Origin of the sequence: Peribacillus sp. Aquil_B1 (genome assembly GCF_022603275.1) — a bacterium.
Classification (GTDB): domain Bacteria; phylum Bacillota; class Bacilli; order Bacillales; family DSM-1321; genus Peribacillus.
In genome coordinates, this window is the sequence record NZ_JAKXEE010000002.1 from 311217 (window position 1) to 327389 (window position 16173).

The 16173-nt window shown below is 39.3% G+C and carries 15 protein-coding genes; 8 read left to right on the forward strand and 7 right to left on the reverse strand.

Annotated elements, in window-relative coordinates; translation table 11 throughout:
- Window positions 1-302 precede the first annotated feature (302 nt).
- Complete coding sequence (locus MPH60_RS15215) at window positions 303-479, forward strand: YkvS family protein (protein WP_064505160.1); 177 nt, start codon at window positions 303-305, stop codon at window positions 477-479.
- Between the two features lie 191 nt (window positions 480-670).
- Complete coding sequence (locus MPH60_RS15220; protein ID WP_241590459.1) at window positions 671-1285, forward strand: hypothetical protein; 615 nt, start codon at window positions 671-673, stop codon at window positions 1283-1285.
- 52 nt (window positions 1286-1337) lie between these two features.
- On the opposite strand, the gene MPH60_RS15225 is transcribed toward MPH60_RS15220, so the two are convergent.
- From MPH60_RS15225 to MPH60_RS15235, 3 genes are all read right to left on the reverse strand, one after another.
- Window positions 1338-2378, reverse strand: a complete 1041-nt coding sequence (locus tag MPH60_RS15225; RefSeq protein ID WP_241590460.1) for a YkvI family membrane protein — start codon at window positions 2376-2378, stop codon at window positions 1338-1340.
- Window positions 2379-2626: 248 nt separating this feature from the next.
- Window positions 2627-4321 carry a M3 family oligoendopeptidase gene (locus tag MPH60_RS15230; RefSeq protein ID WP_241590461.1) on the reverse strand — a complete coding sequence of 565 codons (1695 nt, stop codon included), beginning with the start codon at window positions 4319-4321 and terminating at the stop codon, window positions 2627-2629.
- A 216-nt stretch (window positions 4322-4537) separates the two neighbouring features.
- Complete coding sequence (locus MPH60_RS15235; protein ID WP_241590462.1) at window positions 4538-4975, reverse strand: MarR family winged helix-turn-helix transcriptional regulator; 438 nt, start codon at window positions 4973-4975, stop codon at window positions 4538-4540.
- Window positions 4976-5131: 156 nt separating this feature from the next.
- On the opposite strand from MPH60_RS15235, the gene MPH60_RS15240 reads away from it, so the two are divergent.
- The 3 genes from MPH60_RS15240 (at window position 5132) to MPH60_RS15250 (ending at window position 8836) form a co-directional block, all read left to right on the forward strand.
- Entirely contained in the window at window positions 5132-6625 is a 1494-nt protein-coding gene (locus MPH60_RS15240; RefSeq protein WP_241590463.1) for an ATP-binding protein, read from the forward strand.
- A gap of 141 nt (window positions 6626-6766) precedes the next feature.
- The gene (locus MPH60_RS15245; protein WP_241590464.1) at window positions 6767-7990 is read left to right on the forward strand and encodes an MFS transporter; all 1224 of its coding nucleotides are present in this window, start codon (window positions 6767-6769) and stop codon (window positions 7988-7990) included.
- A 114-nt stretch (window positions 7991-8104) separates the two neighbouring features.
- Entirely contained in the window at window positions 8105-8836 is a 732-nt protein-coding gene (locus MPH60_RS15250; RefSeq protein ID WP_241590465.1) for a ZIP family metal transporter, read from the forward strand.
- Between the two features lie 300 nt (window positions 8837-9136).
- Here MPH60_RS15250 and MPH60_RS15255 read toward each other — a convergent pair whose 3' ends face one another.
- Together MPH60_RS15255 and MPH60_RS15260 are read right to left on the reverse strand one after the other, a co-directional pair.
- Window positions 9137-9376, reverse strand: a complete 240-nt coding sequence (locus MPH60_RS15255) for an aspartyl-phosphate phosphatase Spo0E family protein (RefSeq protein WP_101224501.1) — start codon at window positions 9374-9376, stop codon at window positions 9137-9139.
- Between the two features lie 565 nt (window positions 9377-9941).
- Complete coding sequence (locus tag MPH60_RS15260) at window positions 9942-12101, reverse strand: PAS domain-containing sensor histidine kinase (RefSeq protein WP_241590466.1); 2160 nt, start codon at window positions 12099-12101, stop codon at window positions 9942-9944.
- Window positions 12102-12372: 271 nt separating this feature from the next.
- Here MPH60_RS15260 and MPH60_RS15265 point away from each other — a divergent pair, with 271 nt between their 5' ends.
- Both MPH60_RS15265 and MPH60_RS15270 read left to right on the forward strand, forming a co-directional pair.
- On the forward strand, window positions 12373-13398 hold the full coding sequence (locus MPH60_RS15265; protein ID WP_241590467.1) for an acyltransferase family protein: 1026 nt from the start codon (window positions 12373-12375) through the stop codon (window positions 13396-13398).
- Between the two features lie 199 nt (window positions 13399-13597).
- Entirely contained in the window at window positions 13598-15358 is a 1761-nt protein-coding gene (locus MPH60_RS15270) for a B12-binding domain-containing radical SAM protein (protein WP_241590468.1), read from the forward strand.
- Window positions 15359-15395: 37 nt separating this feature from the next.
- Here the strand turns inward: MPH60_RS15270 and MPH60_RS15275 are convergent, their stop codons facing one another.
- Together MPH60_RS15275 and MPH60_RS15280 are read right to left on the reverse strand one after the other, a co-directional pair.
- Window positions 15396-15542: a hypothetical protein gene (locus MPH60_RS15275; protein ID WP_241590469.1), complete on the reverse strand. Its 147-nt coding sequence runs from the start codon at window positions 15540-15542 to the stop codon at window positions 15396-15398.
- On the reverse strand, window positions 15542-15700 hold the full coding sequence (locus MPH60_RS15280; RefSeq protein ID WP_094246584.1) for a hypothetical protein: 159 nt from the start codon (window positions 15698-15700) through the stop codon (window positions 15542-15544). Before MPH60_RS15280 ends, MPH60_RS15275 begins: the two co-directional genes overlap by 1 nt.
- A 123-nt stretch (window positions 15701-15823) precedes the next feature.
- On the opposite strand from MPH60_RS15280, the gene MPH60_RS15285 reads away from it, so the two are divergent.
- Window positions 15824-16159, forward strand: a complete 336-nt coding sequence (locus tag MPH60_RS15285) for a DUF3905 domain-containing protein (protein ID WP_241590470.1) — start codon at window positions 15824-15826, stop codon at window positions 16157-16159.
- The last annotated feature ends 14 nt before the right edge of the window (window positions 16160-16173 follow it).

Below are 16173 nucleotides of genomic sequence, written 5' to 3' on the forward strand. Positions count from 1 at the left end.
GCAAACTGTATAGTAAAATATCATATTGTAAAATGATTGGCATATTTTGTACATAGAATTACATACTGGTACGTATAACTGCGTTTTCAAGATATACCAAATTATGCCACTTTATTACAACTGCTCCATTTCAAAAATCGCATCTCTTTAAAAGTTTAGCTTACTGTACCGACATAAGAGATAACTAATTCTCTTACTAGCACTTCCCACGTCAAAATCTAAACGGCAAGATGTTCGAATAATCCAATTACTCCATAGTTACTTTTTGATCATTGGAAACAAAATGGGAAAGGATGATTACCATGAAGAAAGCGGAAGTTGGAAATATCATTGAATTTAGAGAAGGCTTAAAAGGAATCGTCGAGAAAGTGAACGAGAACTCAGTAATCGTGGACGTCACGTATATGGAAAATTATCGTGATTTGGAACTTGAACAGAAAACCGTCGTCAACCATAAAAATTATAAAATCATAGGTTAATTCAAAAACGGGATGGTTTCTCAATACCATTCCGTTTTTCACTTTTTAGCAAGCGCACGAATTGATTCTCCAGTTTTTTGTAACCATTTCCATTTTACTCCGTCTAATTCATTAAAGGGCAATACACTTGTATGTGATGCAAAATATTAAAATTCAGATTGGAATTTCCATCAGAAAGATGAGGGAAACAAATGACTCGTTGGACACGTTTTATTGGCTGTGTCACATTCGCCGCTTTTCTGCTCACTGGCTGCGGTACGACCACAGACGAAAATGCAGGTGAGCCACAAGAAGGTTCAGTAAAAGAGGGGAACGAAGGCAATACTTCTCAAGGAGAAAATCGCAATAACAAAGTAAGACTGATGGAGCAAAACCTGCAATATTCAATTAACGGGGAAGCAAAGGAAAAAACAGCGTTCTTAAAAAAAAGTGATAATCAACCGTTCAGCCTTTATGTTTTACAACAATTCAGATTAAGTGCCGAAGAACCTGGAAAGGATATTGTTTTCCTGACTGAAGATGACTCCATTTTTATGAGAATAGAATTATTGAAGACGGATGTCAATTGGGATGAGGTGGAAAAAAATGTTCAATCCCAGCTGGAAAGCATTTCAGAAACGATTAGGGATCCTTCACTTGATATCGAGGGCGGCACGGGATTTGAAGTGGAAAGTGGGAATGATGTAATCACTTCCATATTGCTCAAGGATGAAAAAGCGCCCGTCCGCTTAACTATGTTCACAAAAAAAGATCGAGATTACCGGGATGCTTTTTTAGAGATGGCTAAGACGCTGATGAAAGGATGAACATTGATTCCCTGTAACGGAGGGCTAAGAAGTTCAGGCCCCCCGTTCTTCATCACTCCTTCCCCGCTTTGCTTTTCCAGACCAGCATTAAAAAAAGGAGGCTTATGTATCCAAAAACCGGATAAATATATCCTAGTAACCTTCCATATCCGAATTCACTAATGATCAAAGCAATTAAAAAAATGACCGCTATGATCAGCATGCTTGGCAATTTAATATAACTGCTGATTTGCCTCTGTAATCCATATATGTTTCCGATGACCGAAGTGAAAATCTCCCCGTAAATCACCAAAATGAACATCCAATATAACTGACTGGCTGCCGTTCTCATAATAACTGCTGAAGGAATTTCATAACCATTCACGTCAGGAAGAGTCATAAGTGAAAAATGCCCCGTCAATAAAATGATCGTTAGGAATATCCCACCAAGGATTGCACCTTGTTTAATGACCTTCTCATCTCGAACTTCATACGCAACCGGAACCAGCACAGCCTGAGCCAAAGCAAGGTTAAAGGCTGTATAGGCAAATGGTGACAAAATCATTTTCACGGTGATCACATCATCTGGAACCTTTGTAAGGGTCTTAAAGAAATCCCCATTACCCAGGGTAGAGAAAAAAAGGATTAAACTAAAACAGATCATGATTGGTACTACAAACGAGTTCACAGTGAAAACACCTCGCATGCCCATCATCAGGACCAAGGATGCCAGAATGATCGTAGACCAACTTCCTATACTTTTAGGCACGCCAAGTTGTTCTTCGAAAACGGCTCCTGAACCCGAAATCATGACAGCCGTCACCCCTAACAGCATGATAAGGAAGAAGATGTTGATGATTCCTGCTATTTTCCTGCCAAAAAGAAATTGATTAAACTCCTCATAAGAAGATGCTCTGATCCTTGTGGAAATGAGCATGATTTTCGTTCCAGTGAAAATGAAAATATAGCCTGCTATTAAAATCCCGATAAAGCCATAAAAGCCATAACGGGTAAAAAACTCGACAATCTCTTTTCCAGTTGCAAACCCTGCCCCGACGACCGTGCCTACATAAACCGCTGCAATCTGAAAACTTCCTGACCACCTTGACAGCATACTCTCCCCTCCTCCCTACATTTATATGTAAGGAAGAGACATTTAAGACAAGCCGAGCAATATTCCTTTCGTCGGGTGTTTTTTTACTGTGCTAACATTCTCACATTAATGTTAACTGAACCCCCATATGCATTTCTTCTTAAGGCTTATACAGCATTTTTCATGCCCAACATTTCAAACGAATAGAAGATTTAAAAAAACGCTTGAAATGATCTCCAAGCGTTCTTTCTAGTATACAGCCTACTATTTCATAATGCCTTATCATCTACAGTGGAGAGCCATTCGTCTATCACCTTCACAACGGACTCTACAGTCCCGTCAACAAACGGGGATTTCAGATTAGCAGATTCAACGAGATCAAGGAAAGACTTGCTGCCTCCCAGTTGGCACAGATTCAAATAATCCTCCCAAGCCGTTTCATCTTTTTCAGTCGACCTTTTCCAGAATTGGAAAGCACAAATCTGGGCCAATGTATAGTCGATATAATAAAAAGGTGATTGATAAATGTGGCTTTGCCGCTGCCAATACCCGCCATTCTCCAAGAATTCATTTTCTTCATAATCGCGATGCGGCAAATATTCCTTCTCGATCTTACGCCAAGCCCGCCTTCTTTCAACTGGGGTGGCATCAGGATTTTCATAGACAAAATGCTGAAATTCATCAACAGCCACGCCATACGGAAGGAATATGAGGGCACCGCTTAAATGGGAAAACTTATACTTTTCCGTATCTTCCTTGAAAAATAGCTCCATCCATGGCCATGTTAAAAATTCCATGCTCATCGAATGGATTTCACATGCTTCATATGTGGGCCAATAATACTCAGGAATGTCAAGATCACGGCTGCGATACACTTGGAATGCATGGCCTGCCTCATGTGTCAAAACATCTATATCCCCGGAAGTACCGTTGAAATTGGAAAAGATGAATGGAGCCTTATAGTCTTCTATAAAAGTACAATAGCCTCCGCTCTCTTTTCCCTTCTTCGCCACAAGGTCCATCAGGTCATTATCTATCATATAGTTGAAAAACTGATTCGTTTCAGGCGAAAGCTCCTGGTACATCTTTTTCCCGTTTTCGATGATCCACTCGGCATCGCCTTTTGGAGTGGCATTACCCGTTCTGAAATGAAAATTCTCATCATAATAGTTCAGGTTCTCTAATCCCAGACGTTCGCGCTGTCGTCCCTTCAGCCGGGTGACAAGCGGTACCACTTCCTCTTTCACCTGCTTGCGGAATGCAGCAACCATTTCAGCATCATAATCAGTCCTTGTCATTCGATAATACCCAAGTTCCACGAAATTCCCATAACCGAGCGCTGTCGAAATTCCATGCCTCACCTTGACAAGTTCGTCGAATATACGATCCAATTCCTCCTGCTTTTCTTCAAAGAAACCGTAATATGCCTCACTTGCATTTTTTCTTAATTCACGGTCCGGGGACTCCATAAAAGGCTGAAGCTGCGCTAGTGTTAATTCTTTGCCATCAAAGGGAATTTTTGCTGAGGCAATCAATTGTGAATATTCACTTGATAATTTATTTTCTTTTTGCAGCTGTGGTATGATTTCGGGCGAAAAAGTTTTGAGTTGGGCTTCTGCCAGGTCAAATAGTTGAGTTCCCCATTTCAACTCAAGCTCCTTGCGATATTTCGAGCCAACGAGTTCATTGTAAAATTTGGAGGTTAACTCTTCCATTTCAGGGGAGAAGTCATCTAAATAATCATTCTCCGCTTTATAAAAATCATCATTGGTATCAATGGAATGCCGTATATAGACCAAATTAAACATCGTACCTACATAATTTCGAATTTCATTTATTTCTATCATGGCTTTTATTTGTGCATCGGCATTATCAGCGTCAGTAAATTTTTCCAAAGCTTTCATGAACCGTGTTTTAATTTCATCCATTTCAGGACGTTTATATTCATACTCATTAAATTTCATATGTACGCTCCTTTTCACGATATATAAAAATTTTTTCCTGTATAATCCAGAGTAACATTTTCCAATCCAGGTCACATTCATCATTATCGCGGTTATCGTAATATAATTAATTCGCCGCAGCGTTATTAAAAACCTCTATGTCCTAGAAACAAATTCAGGTTTTAACAGACATAAAAAACCAGCACCTGCGGATAAGTCCGGGTGCTGGTTCTTTAGCTAATTTTGAGCGGAATACCCAATTTTTTTAAGCAATTCGATCACGGTTGCCTTTTCATCTTGCGTAAGTACACTCATGATATCATCGATTCTTTTTTCATGCTCAGGAAATACTCCTTCAATGAAGGCCTTTCCTTTATCTGTTATTTTCGCAAAGGTTACACGGCGATCCTCTTTACATGCTATTCGCTGCAGATATTCCTTTTGTTCAAGTTTATCCACGACATAGGTAATGCTGCCGCTAGCTAGCAAAATTTTTCCGCCTATTTGCTGAAGAGGCTGATCCCCTTTATGATAAAGTAATTCCAGTACGGCAAACTCTGTTGGATTCAAACCTTCTTCAGCTATATGTTTATTTACCAAATCATTAATGGATCGATGAGCTCTAGACATCACAATGAACAGTTTCAAAGACTGTTGGATGTTATTATTCTCCATAACTTCACAACCTTAAAAATTTTTAATTAAAATATCTTGAATTAAAAGTTATTATATGACATAAAGACTTTTTTGTCAATCTGCCCTGTTAGTATGCACTATTGTTTAATCAATCATTTTGATATACTTGAAAAAAAAACTAAAGTAGTGACAAACATGAAAAAAAGGCATAAATTCACCACATATCTACTTATTGTTATTTTACCATTAATATTTCTCTCTATCATTTATTGGATGCATTTAGAACGTTCCATTCAAAAAGAAAGTCAGGAACAAGCTAAATGGGCGGGAACGTTTTATCAAGAATACATAGACCAAGTTATCAGTGAAACGAAGGAAAGCCTTGAGCTGCTTAGCCTTAGCAGCTCCGTGCTTGATAAGGATGATAAAAAAACCGAACTTCTTTTGAAATGGATCAAAGATACAGATTCCAGGTATGCAGGAGTGTATTGGCTAAATCGCGACGGTGTATCCATTTCAGGTACGAATAAGGATTTCGATCATTACGATTTCATTGAACAGAATGATATTGAGCGTGCCGTAAAAACTCAAAAAGCGTTTGTTGCAGGAACAGAAGAGCTACATAACCGTAATTTTAATCATTTTTCCATTTTTGCTCCCATTCTGGATCAAGAAAGAAAAGTCCAAGGGTTTTTATTGGCACATATCAGGCTGGATCATTTGGAAAGAAGATTAAAGATCCTTAGCCCCGGTCATACCTTTACATTGGAAACAAAGGACAAAACCCGAATTTTAGATATAAATGCCGAAGGATTCTCTGGACATTCAACATGGGTGGATGTCCCTTTGACCGAAGTCGATTGGACACTGTCGGTCAAAGTCCCCGACAAGATTAACTCAAATAATATGAATGTTTTTTTAATGCTTGTCTTTTTCACCTTCTTTATTACCCACATGATCTATATCATCGTGGAGGAACTGATCGTTCGCAGGAATATTAAAAACCAAAAGTTACTAAACGAAAGCCAAAAAATAGATTTTGTCGGTACATTAGCTGCCAGTACTGCTCATGAAATAAAAAACCCACTTACTGGCATAAAGGGGCTAGTGCAATTATTGGTTGAAAAACACCCTGAAGAACAAGATCAGTTCTATTACTCTGTCATCATGAAGGAAATTGAACGGATCAATAGCATCGTCAGCGAATTTTTGATTTTAGGGAAGCCAATGGCCCAGACTTTATCCTTATATGATATTCGCAGTATCATTGCTGAATTGAGACCAATAATAGAATCAGAAGCACGTCAATTCAATATTGAAGTGGAATGGAATATCATAAAGGAGCCGGTCCGGGTTCATTGTACAAAGGACCAACTCAAACAAGTCATTCTCAACATTGCTAAAAACGGTTTCGAGGCCATGGAAGTCGGGAAAAAGTTAAGGATTCAAATTCACCATGAAAATGAATGGGCTAAAATCATGATCATCGACACCGGGCAAGGACTGAATGAAAAAGATATAGATAAAGTGTTCGATCCCTTCTATACATCGAAAAAGGAAGGAACCGGATTAGGGCTATTTGTGTGTAAACGAATTATTGAATCTTTTAACGGTATCATCGAGTTTTCAAGTAAACCTCAAAACGGTACAACCGTTACAATCAGCTTACCGCTGATAAAACATTCATAGCAATACTTTGAAGGGTTTCATTTTTTATGAAGACTAGTAACGATTCCGATTTATTTTAAGATGTCATGCATACGGTGCATGCCTCTTGAATCTATTTATTGAATAGGTAAAAATCTCAATCAGGAAGAAGGAAATAAACAGATGGGAAGTATGGCTGCCATTAAAACAAAACCGCAAAAACAGGATATGACTCTTAAAATCATGATCATCATAGGCATATGCCATTTAATGAATGATTCTCTACAGGCCGTCGTACCGGCCATGTTCCCAATCCTCGAAAAATCAATGTCGTTAACGTATACACAGCTGGGGATGATCGCATTCTGCCTGAATATCGTCTCATCGCTTCTGCAGCCGGCAGTTGGGTTCTATACGGATAAAAAGCCATTTCCATATGCATTGCCCATTGGGTTGACCAGTACTTTAATCGGGGTCATCATTCTTGCACTTGCCCCAAACTATACCATTATCCTTGGTGCAGTCATCTTGATGGGCTTAGGGTCAGCCATATTCCATCCGGAAGGGTCCAGGGTTGCCTACATGGCAGGCGGATCAAAGAGAGGCCTGGCACAATCAATTTATCAAGTCGGAGGGAATAGCGGGCAGGCACTTGCCCCGCTCATCACAGCCATCGTACTTGTTCCTTTTGGGCAAAAAGGCGCTCTCTGGTTTGCCCTGGTTGCCTTAATGGCCGTTATCCTATTGCTGTATATTGCCAAGTGGTATTCCCAAAAATCAATTCACTTCCAGCCTAAAAAGCGTGCTGCAAAAGTAATCAATAAAGAGCGGTCCCATAAAGTGGCAAAAGCCCTGGTACTGATTTTATTCATTATTTTTGCACGTTCCTGGTATGTATCTTGCATGACGAACTTTTACAGCTTTTATTTAATCGAGCAGTATTCATTCACGATAAAATCCGCACAATATTTCCTATTTGCCTTTTTAGCCGCTGGTGCTGTAGGTACGTTTTTTGGAGGTCCGCTTGCTGATAGATTCGGTCGTAAAAATGTCATTTTCTTTTCTTTCGCTGCCAGCATGCCAATGACCGCACTTTTACCATTCGTACCTCCTACAGCCGCTTTTATCTTATTATTGATGGCGGGATTCATTATCATGAGCAGTTTTTCCGTCACTGTTATATACGCACAGGAATTGGTCCCGGGAAAAGTCGGGACGATGGCTGGCTTGACTGTTGGGTTGGCCTTTGGAATGGGTGCCATTGGATCCGTTTCATTGGGAGCCATTGCGGATATAATTGGAATCGAATCCATGATTAAGCTAGTGGGATTCCTGCCATTGCTGGGGATCATCAGCATGTCGCTGCCGACTGATCAAACATTGAAAAAATGGTATGCAGAAGAGTAACTGCAAAATTGTTAATTCCTGGAACATATTTTTCGCGTCTAAATACAATAAATTATTGTTTCACCCAAAAGTTTACAAATAAGTAACGATAAGTACCATACAAAGGAGAAATTTATGAGTGGAGTTTTATTAGGCAGCATCCTATCTGCTATGTCTACAGGGTTTGGTGCGTTACCGATCTTGTTCATTCAAGGTTCAATCACACATCGATTCAGAGACACGCTTCTGGCATTCACCGCTGGAATCATGATGGCTGCTTCGTTATTGAGCCTGATCCCGGAGTCTCTGGCCACCGGAGGGTATATTCAGCTAGTCATTGGAGTGTTTCTCGGGGTATTGACATTAACGATCATGGAAAAAAACATTCCTCATATTGATCTCAGCCATACGAAAAGTGGTATTCAGTTCGATGAAAAGGCTTTGCTCATCATCACTGCCATTACACTTCATAATATTCCTGAGGGTCTTTCCGTCGGGGTCAGTTATGCCTCTGATACAGCTGATACAGGTAACTTGATCGCTTTTGCCATCGGCCTGCAAAATGCTCCGGAAGGCTTACTGGTAGCCTTGTTTTTAATTAATCAAAAAATCGGTAAACTCACAGCGTTTCTGATAGCAACCTTAACCGGTACCATCGAAATAATTACGGGCTTATTAGGTTATTATTTAACCTCATACATTGGGTTCCTGGTTCCATACGGCCTAGCTTTCGCAGCCGGGGCCATGCTTTTCATCGTTTATAAAGAATTGATTCCTGAAAGCCATGGGGATGGTAATGAACGCACATCTACCTATTCCTTCATTATCGGCCTTTTGTTCATGGTAATATTATTGGAAGTTTTGTAATTTCCCCCACCTGCCATGGCTGGCTCCATCAAGTGAGTCAGCCCTTACTTTTTATTTTAATCCATTCAGAAAAAGTAAGGCCTCTAAACGAATCCCTATGCATGAAGGACACCTTCTGGTGGTCTCCCGCGTTATATACCTCAAGCCCATGAAAATCACAAAGATATTTCTTGTATATATGAGTCTTTCTTTAATTGTTTTAAATGATTTGTTCATAAAGGTTCCTTCATGGGAAATCGCAAAAAGGCGAGAATCTCCCTGCCTGCCAGTTTAAAAAGTCATGCATGCATTCAGTTCCCTCTAAAAGGTTATGTCATCATTAAAGGGCTGCTGCACTATAACAACCATTTCTTCCCGCTTATTCCTCACTTCCGATGAATGATGTTGAAGGATCAAATATTCATTTATTAGTTTATCAAGTTGCTCGCTTTGGCGAAGGGTATACTCATGACCTAGTCCATACATTTTGGCCAACTCCATCATTTCCCAACGCTTCATTCGAATCTCAGAACAAATTTCCATTGCACACCTAGAATTCATAACTACATTCACTACTCCTGCCCTTTTAAAGTTACATTATAATAAAGAAGTATTACAAAATATGCCTTATATGTAAATAGATTCGCAAAAAAAGACAAAACTTCTTAAATTGTGATAAAGCTTTACCCACTAGCAGACAGGATATGACGGAAATTTCTAACCATAAACCCTTCTAATGATCAGAAAGAAATCATATGAAGTCAGCTCCCAAAGATGATTCGAAAGTTCCCCAATTTGAGGGGATTCTTAGTTTCCTCTTCATTAATTCAGCAGCTTCCCATTAATGAAAGCACAACATTTTTAATAATCTCAATTGTGCTTCCAAAATAATAATGATGGAACAAAAAAAGGAATCCAATAAGGATTCCCCAGACTGTAGAAAATTCGAAGAAAAAGCCAGTTTGACTGCAGTTTTTTAGTTTGTTTTATAAATTAGATAGAACCTTTCTTTACGAAAAACGTTAGTTATTTTCAGAAATCCGCTCCCTTTCCCCCGACTGCCTGCCAAGTCTAACTAGCGGTGTCCCGGCTAGCCCGTAATTCGGCAGTATATCGAAAAAATCTACTACTCGAAAGGCAAATAAATATGAAAGCATGTCCCTTTTCCTACTTCGCTTTCCACTTCTATATAGCCATTGTGCTCTTCAATGATTTTATAGCTGACCATGAGCCCGAGCCCCGTTCCCCTATCCTTCGTCGTATAAAAAGGTTCACCCAATTTTTTTAGCATTTCCGCTGAAATCCCCATGCCTTTGTCAGTAATTGAAATGCAAACGTATTTCTCTGAAAATCGGCTTGTTTTAATGGAAACAGATCCCCCATCCGGCATGACTTCCAATGCATTTTTAATGATGTTAATGAACACTTGCTTTAACTGGTTCGCTTCACATAAAACGTTACATTCCTCTTCTTCAAAGTCAGTCTCGAATTGAATATTTTCCAACAGTGCCTGAGCGGCCAGTAATTCCAGTGTCTCTCTCAAAATGGTATGAACATCCTGTTTGAAAATTTTTAGCGCCTGCGGTTTTGCCAGTACCAAAAATTCCGTGATAATGGTTTCGATTCGCTTAATTTCGGAAGTAATTACATGAAAGTATGTGGAAAATTCCCCCTTGACACCATCCTCAAGCAATTGGATAAAACCTTTTAAGGCTGTCATTGGATTCCTGATTTCGTGAGCAATTCCGGCCGCAAGTTCACCAACGACATTCAAAGTATCCGATTTCCTGATCTGTTCCTGCATTTCGAGATTTTTACTCACATCTCGGAAAATGCTTAAATTCAGGTTCGAATATAAATTTTTCCTTGTCAAAAATTCAATATGCTTTACTCTTCCATCTTCGAATGTTATTGGAATGATGGATGAGTAGACCTCATGCTTATAAACATTTTCAATGTGAGCGTTCAAGACAGGAGCATTTTCAGGGATTTTTTCGATGAATCCCTTAACAGATAAAGAAAGCAGTTTACGCTTTGAAATCTCCAATATTTTTTGACCCGCTTCATTAATATCCGTGAACCCTTCATGATTCCAGAGAATCAAGCCGTCTAATGTTCCCTCAAAAATCTTCCTGAACTTCTTCTCACTATCCCTTAATTCCTTCTCAATCAACCAGCGCTCACTGACATTTCGAAATATCGTTACGTTATACCCGTCACCTTCGTGCTTTTTGGCAGTCAATTCAAGCAATTTAATTTGGTTATTAGGCATTTTATAAATCAGCTCACCCCGAACTTGGGTGTCTCTTGTAAACGTTTCCATCATCTGACCAAAATGGTGATTATTGCTGTACACGTATTTCCAGATATAACTGCCTATTAAATCCTCTCTGCTGGATTCGAATATTTTACATGCTGAATGATTGACCCGAAAAATGATTCCATCATCATTCCAGAATATGATCGCATCCATGGACTGGTCGAATAATTCCGCAAAAATCCGTTCACTCGTCTCTAACTTTTTTTCTATTATATTAGAATCTGTGATTCTTCGAAGCACCGACATATATAATTCATTTCCTACCGTTGAACTTATGGAAAAAGTAAAGTGATACAGCTCATCCCCAACCTTAATCTCTACCTCTCCTTTGAAGTTCGACTCATAAAAGGCTTTTTGTATGCTCTCATCCCAATATCCCCGATAATCAGGGGATATGAGGTCCCTCATATTCTTACCGACAATCTCTTTTTTCGGTATGCCCATGACATGGATAAAGGCATGGTTCACTTCCATGATTATTCCTGAACTGTCGAATAGAACGATACTTTCTATGGCTGTATCAAAAATGTCCAAAAACATCTGCCTTGACATCCTTGTTTCCCTTGACGAAGAAACATCCAATGTCACATCTCCCAAACGATAGAACTGCTGTCCTTCGGAAAGATCGCCTATACGCACAAACTCTATTTGCTTAAGGGCTCCGGTATGAAGCTGGATAATTTGCCTTTCAGATTCATTCGAGGTTTTTAGGGAACTTGACACTTCCTGATTATTTAAAGGGATGACATCGAGAAAATCAGTTATCTTCATGGACTCCAGCTGATCTTTCGATGATTCCAGCAGGGCACATGAGGCATCATTGGCAAAAGTGATACGCAGTTCCTCATCAACCCTAATATAAGGCTCTGACATTGAATTGAAAATATTCAAATACCCTTCGATTTGTTTATTCAATTTTATAATTTCCTGTTTATATCCCGTTTCATTCTCATAACCGATATTCATATTAACCCCCCTCATCAAGACCCCTACTTACCAACTTTATTCGACATCCATCTTGATTTTCCTCGGTATTTTCGAAAATCGGAAAAATTCCAAAATCACCCTATATATCAAATTATAGTATATTGAATACTATAAAACTTAGCGTTAAGCTTAATTTAAGATTTTTATAATAAATTTAATAAATATTGATTTCGTACAAGGTATTTAGGGTATAAAAAATAACAATGCTTTCTTTCTAGCTACCTTAAAAATTTATTAAATGGAGGCAATAATGAAACAACGTGATTTTTTCTTCGATAACGCCAAGTTCATTCTCATGGCTTTTGTCGTCTTTGGACATTTGCTGAATACGTATATACATGACAGTGAAACGATTTATGCATTATATAAAACCATTTATTCCTTTCACATGCCTGCCTTCATCCTGGTTTCAGGCTTCTTTGCGAAAGGTTTTTATCAAAAAGGGTATTTAGCTAAAATTACTAAAAAACTGATTTTACCCTACATCATTTTCCAATTGATATATACCGTTTACTATTATTTCTTATATGAACGCTCTGCCATCACCGTTGACCTGCTCGACCCTCAATGGTCGCTATGGTTCTTGATCAGTTTATTCTGCTGGAACATCATGCTGCTTGGTTTTTCAAAGCTAAAGCCATCAGTAGGCATAGGTTTATCTATTTTAATCGCATTAGTGATTGGATATATTGACAATATCTCCAATTACCTTAGTCTTTCCAGGACATTCGTTTTTTTCCCGATGTTCTTGATCGGATACCATTTAAGCAAGGACCATTTAAAAAAACTATTCACTCCCAAAGTTCGTTTGGCATCACTTAGTGTCATGTTAGTGATTTTTATCGGTTTTTATTTAAATACCGATATCAATTATAAATGGCTGCTCGGTTCGAAACCATATGCCGAACTCGAAGATGCGACAATCGTGTCCATGTTCAAACGCCTAGGATTTTATGGATTGAGCATCATTTCAGTGTTCAGCTTCCTTTCATTCATCCCACGCGGACAATATTTCTTTACAAATTGGGGTAAACAAACCCTTTATGTCTATCTGCTGCATGGTTTCTTCATTCGGTTTTTCCGTGAAAGCACTATACAGGAATACTTCAGCAATACAGAGAGCTTCATCATGCTCGCCGGCCTCTCTTTCTTGATTACGGTGCTATTATCAAGTGAAATGATCGCTACGATGGCACAGCCGATCATCGAATTGAAGGCGACCAAAACAAAACGTTTCATGACTAAAACAAAAGAATATATTAAACAAGCTTTTTAAATAAAACGGATGAAGCATTTTCTGCTTTATCCGTTTTTATTTCATATCGACCTTCAAGGTGAAAAGATTAATAACCCTTCAACACAATAACTCATTTTTCAAATGAAGCACGCTATGGTAAAATTACTCGTTAGTGCTTGTTGGCTTAAAAAGACATGTACACGAAAGGAGTCAGGCGTTTATTTTACGCCCTTTAAACATGAATATAATAATCAGTACTCTTAATGCAAAATATATCCATACATCGCTATCCATCCGATATTTAAAAGCTTATGCCCAGCCAGATTATGATGTACAGCTGGCAGAATATACAATAAAAGATCCGATTATGAACATAGTTGGTGACCTTCATTCCAAAAAACCTGACGTAATCGGGTTCAGCTGCTATATTTGGAACATCGAGGAAACAATGAAGGTCGTAGCCATGCTGAAGAAGATCAATCCAAGATTGGTTATCATCCTGGGCGGACCTGAAGTCACCTATGATGTTGGGGAATGGCTTGATCAGATTCCCGGGGCTGATTTCATCGTAATTGGTGAAGGTGAAGTCACCTTTAAGGCCCTTTTATCTGAAATAGAAGGTTCGAATGACTATAGGAAGGTCGGCGGCATTGCGTATCGGCAGGATGGGAAAAAAATCATCCAGCCTCAGAACGGCAAGGTAGATTTGAAATCCCTCCCTACTCCATATCGTTTGGAGGAAGACCGTGGCGACCTATCTAAACGTGTCACCTATATCGAAACTAGCCGAGGTTGCCCTTTTAGCTGCCAATTTTGCCTTTCATCGATTGAAGTGGGTGTCAGGTATTTTGATCGTGAAAAGATTAAAGAAGATATCAGGTACCTAATGTCTAATGGTGCAAAGACCATTAAGTTCGTTGACCGAACCTTCAATATCAGCCGAAGCTATGCCATGGAAATGTTTCAATTCTTAATCGATGAACATCTTCCCGGTGTGGTTTTCCAATTCGAGATCACGGCGGACATCATGCGTCCGGAAGTTATCCAGTTCTTGAACGATAATGCCCCTGCAGGTCTGTTCCGCTTTGAAATAGGCGTACAATCGACGAATGATCATACGAATGATCTAGTTATGAGAAGGCAGAATTTCGAAAAGCTGACAAGAACCGTAACCATGGTAAAAGAAGGTCAGAAAATTGATCAGCATTTAGACCTAATTGCCGGTTTACCAGAAGAAGATTATCATTCTTTCAGAAAGACCTTCAATGATGTTTTCGAACTCAGACCCGAAGAGATGCAGCTTGGTTTCTTAAAGATGCTTCGAGGCACTGGCTTACGGATACGTGCCGATGAACACCAATATATATACAGCGAACATGCTCCCTATGAAATCCTGGGGAATAATGTTTTATCCTTCGATGACATTGTCCGCATTAAACAAGTTGAAGATGTCCTTGAAAAATACTGGAACGATCATAGAATGGACCATACAACGGAATATCTTGTCCAAACGGTATTTCAATCACCGTTCGACTTCTTTCAAGATTTCGGTACGTATTGGGATGAACAAGGGTGGTCACGAATCGGACATCAGCTTGAAGACTTGTTCAGACGTTTACAGCAGTTTTTGGCTTCCCGGGAATCTGCCGAACTGAAAAATATCATCGGACTCATGAAATTGGATTATTTCATGAATCAAAAATACAAACCACGTAAACCTTGGTGGGAAGCTTCATTAGATAAAAATGGGCGCAAAGAGATATATGAAGATATTCTGAATAAACCTGAACAGCTTGGTTCCTCTTTCACAGCTTTGGCCCTTAATGAAAAGGAAATACACAAACACACATTGCTCGAGGCACTTCCCTTTGATTTGGAAACGTATTTAGCTGAGGGAACAATCGTCGATAAACCATCGTTCATGCTTGCCTATTTTGATCCGAGTGGTAAGGGATCAACGATATTCCCTCTCTCAAACTCTGGCAGCATCATGCTTTAAGAATAAGGACGGACCCAAGATTTGGGTCCGTCCTTATTTACTTATCAGTTTCACGTTTTTTATTTTCTTTTGCCAAAATTTCATAAATTTTTGTTGCGTTCATATCGCCGCTGAATTCGATTCCAAATTCCGTTCGTACATGTTCTCCCAACTTTTCTTCGCTGTCCCGTTTTTCTTTATCCATTAACTTCTTCCTTTTCTGCCTTGCTTTGAATTGCGGTTGGCACCTTTCATTGCGTTTTCCTCCATTGCGAACTCATTGGAAAATTCATTTTCAGCTTGGTTTCTTTTTGGTGTTTTACTTGCTTTGACAGCACCATCCACATTGGCTTTCCGTTTCATTTTCATCCACCCTTTTTAATATAGTTTACATCTTTAGAATGGGGTAAAAATGCCGGAAATTATTCAGGGATAATATAGGGACAGACGAGAAAAATAACCGTAAAACGGAAAGGGAGACACTATATGAAAAAAAAATTGGATTCACCCATTATCGACGATACTCAACCACACCAAATTAACGCACCAAGCTTTAAAGGAACCGGCATAAAACCACAGGCTCCATTCGTTAATGATTATGGAGTCGTCATCGGCGACAGTAAATATGCCTCCGAAAACTCACCACTCGAAAATTGGAGTGAAGATACAGATCCGGAAATCATGGCTGGAGACGAATGGATACACCCCACCAATGATATAGGCTGGAATTCAACCGAAAACCGTGAATTGTTAGAGTCTAAAAGAGCGCCGCAGCCGCCTTTCATGCATCCCGATAAAGATGTCAGCACCGATACGGATTGAGTCGTTCCAGAAGG

Excerpts from the sequence above, each read along its gene's own strand:
- MPH60_RS15250 (WP_241590465.1), top strand. The coding sequence starts at position 8,105 with ATGAGTGGAGTTTTATTAGGCAGCATCCTATCTGCTATGTCTACAGGG.
- MPH60_RS15275 (WP_241590469.1), bottom strand. The coding sequence starts at position 15,542 with ATGGATAAAGAAAAACGGGACAGCGAAGAAAAGTTGGGAGAACATGTA.
- MPH60_RS15215 (WP_064505160.1), top strand. The coding sequence starts at position 303 with ATGAAGAAAGCGGAAGTTGGAAATATCATTGAATTTAGAGAAGGCTTA.
- MPH60_RS15260 (WP_241590466.1), bottom strand. The coding sequence starts at position 12,101 with ATGAATATCGGTTATGAGAATGAAACGGGATATAAACAGGAAATTATA.
- MPH60_RS15270 (WP_241590468.1), top strand. The coding sequence starts at position 13,598 with ATGAATATAATAATCAGTACTCTTAATGCAAAATATATCCATACATCG.
- MPH60_RS15265 (WP_241590467.1), top strand. The coding sequence starts at position 12,373 with ATGAAACAACGTGATTTTTTCTTCGATAACGCCAAGTTCATTCTCATG.
- MPH60_RS15230 (WP_241590461.1), bottom strand. The coding sequence starts at position 4,321 with ATGAAATTTAATGAGTATGAATATAAACGTCCTGAAATGGATGAAATT.
- MPH60_RS15285 (WP_241590470.1), top strand. The coding sequence starts at position 15,824 with ATGAAAAAAAAATTGGATTCACCCATTATCGACGATACTCAACCACAC.
- MPH60_RS15225 (WP_241590460.1), bottom strand. The coding sequence starts at position 2,378 with ATGCTGTCAAGGTGGTCAGGAAGTTTTCAGATTGCAGCGGTTTATGTA.
- MPH60_RS15240 (WP_241590463.1), top strand. The coding sequence starts at position 5,132 with ATGAAAAAAAGGCATAAATTCACCACATATCTACTTATTGTTATTTTA.
- MPH60_RS15255 (WP_101224501.1), bottom strand. The coding sequence starts at position 9,376 with ATGAATTCTAGGTGTGCAATGGAAATTTGTTCTGAGATTCGAATGAAG.
- MPH60_RS15220 (WP_241590459.1), top strand. The coding sequence starts at position 671 with ATGACTCGTTGGACACGTTTTATTGGCTGTGTCACATTCGCCGCTTTT.
- MPH60_RS15235 (WP_241590462.1), bottom strand. The coding sequence starts at position 4,975 with ATGGAGAATAATAACATCCAACAGTCTTTGAAACTGTTCATTGTGATG.
- MPH60_RS15280 (WP_094246584.1), bottom strand. The coding sequence starts at position 15,700 with ATGAAACGGAAAGCCAATGTGGATGGTGCTGTCAAAGCAAGTAAAACA.
- MPH60_RS15245 (WP_241590464.1), top strand. The coding sequence starts at position 6,767 with ATGGGAAGTATGGCTGCCATTAAAACAAAACCGCAAAAACAGGATATG.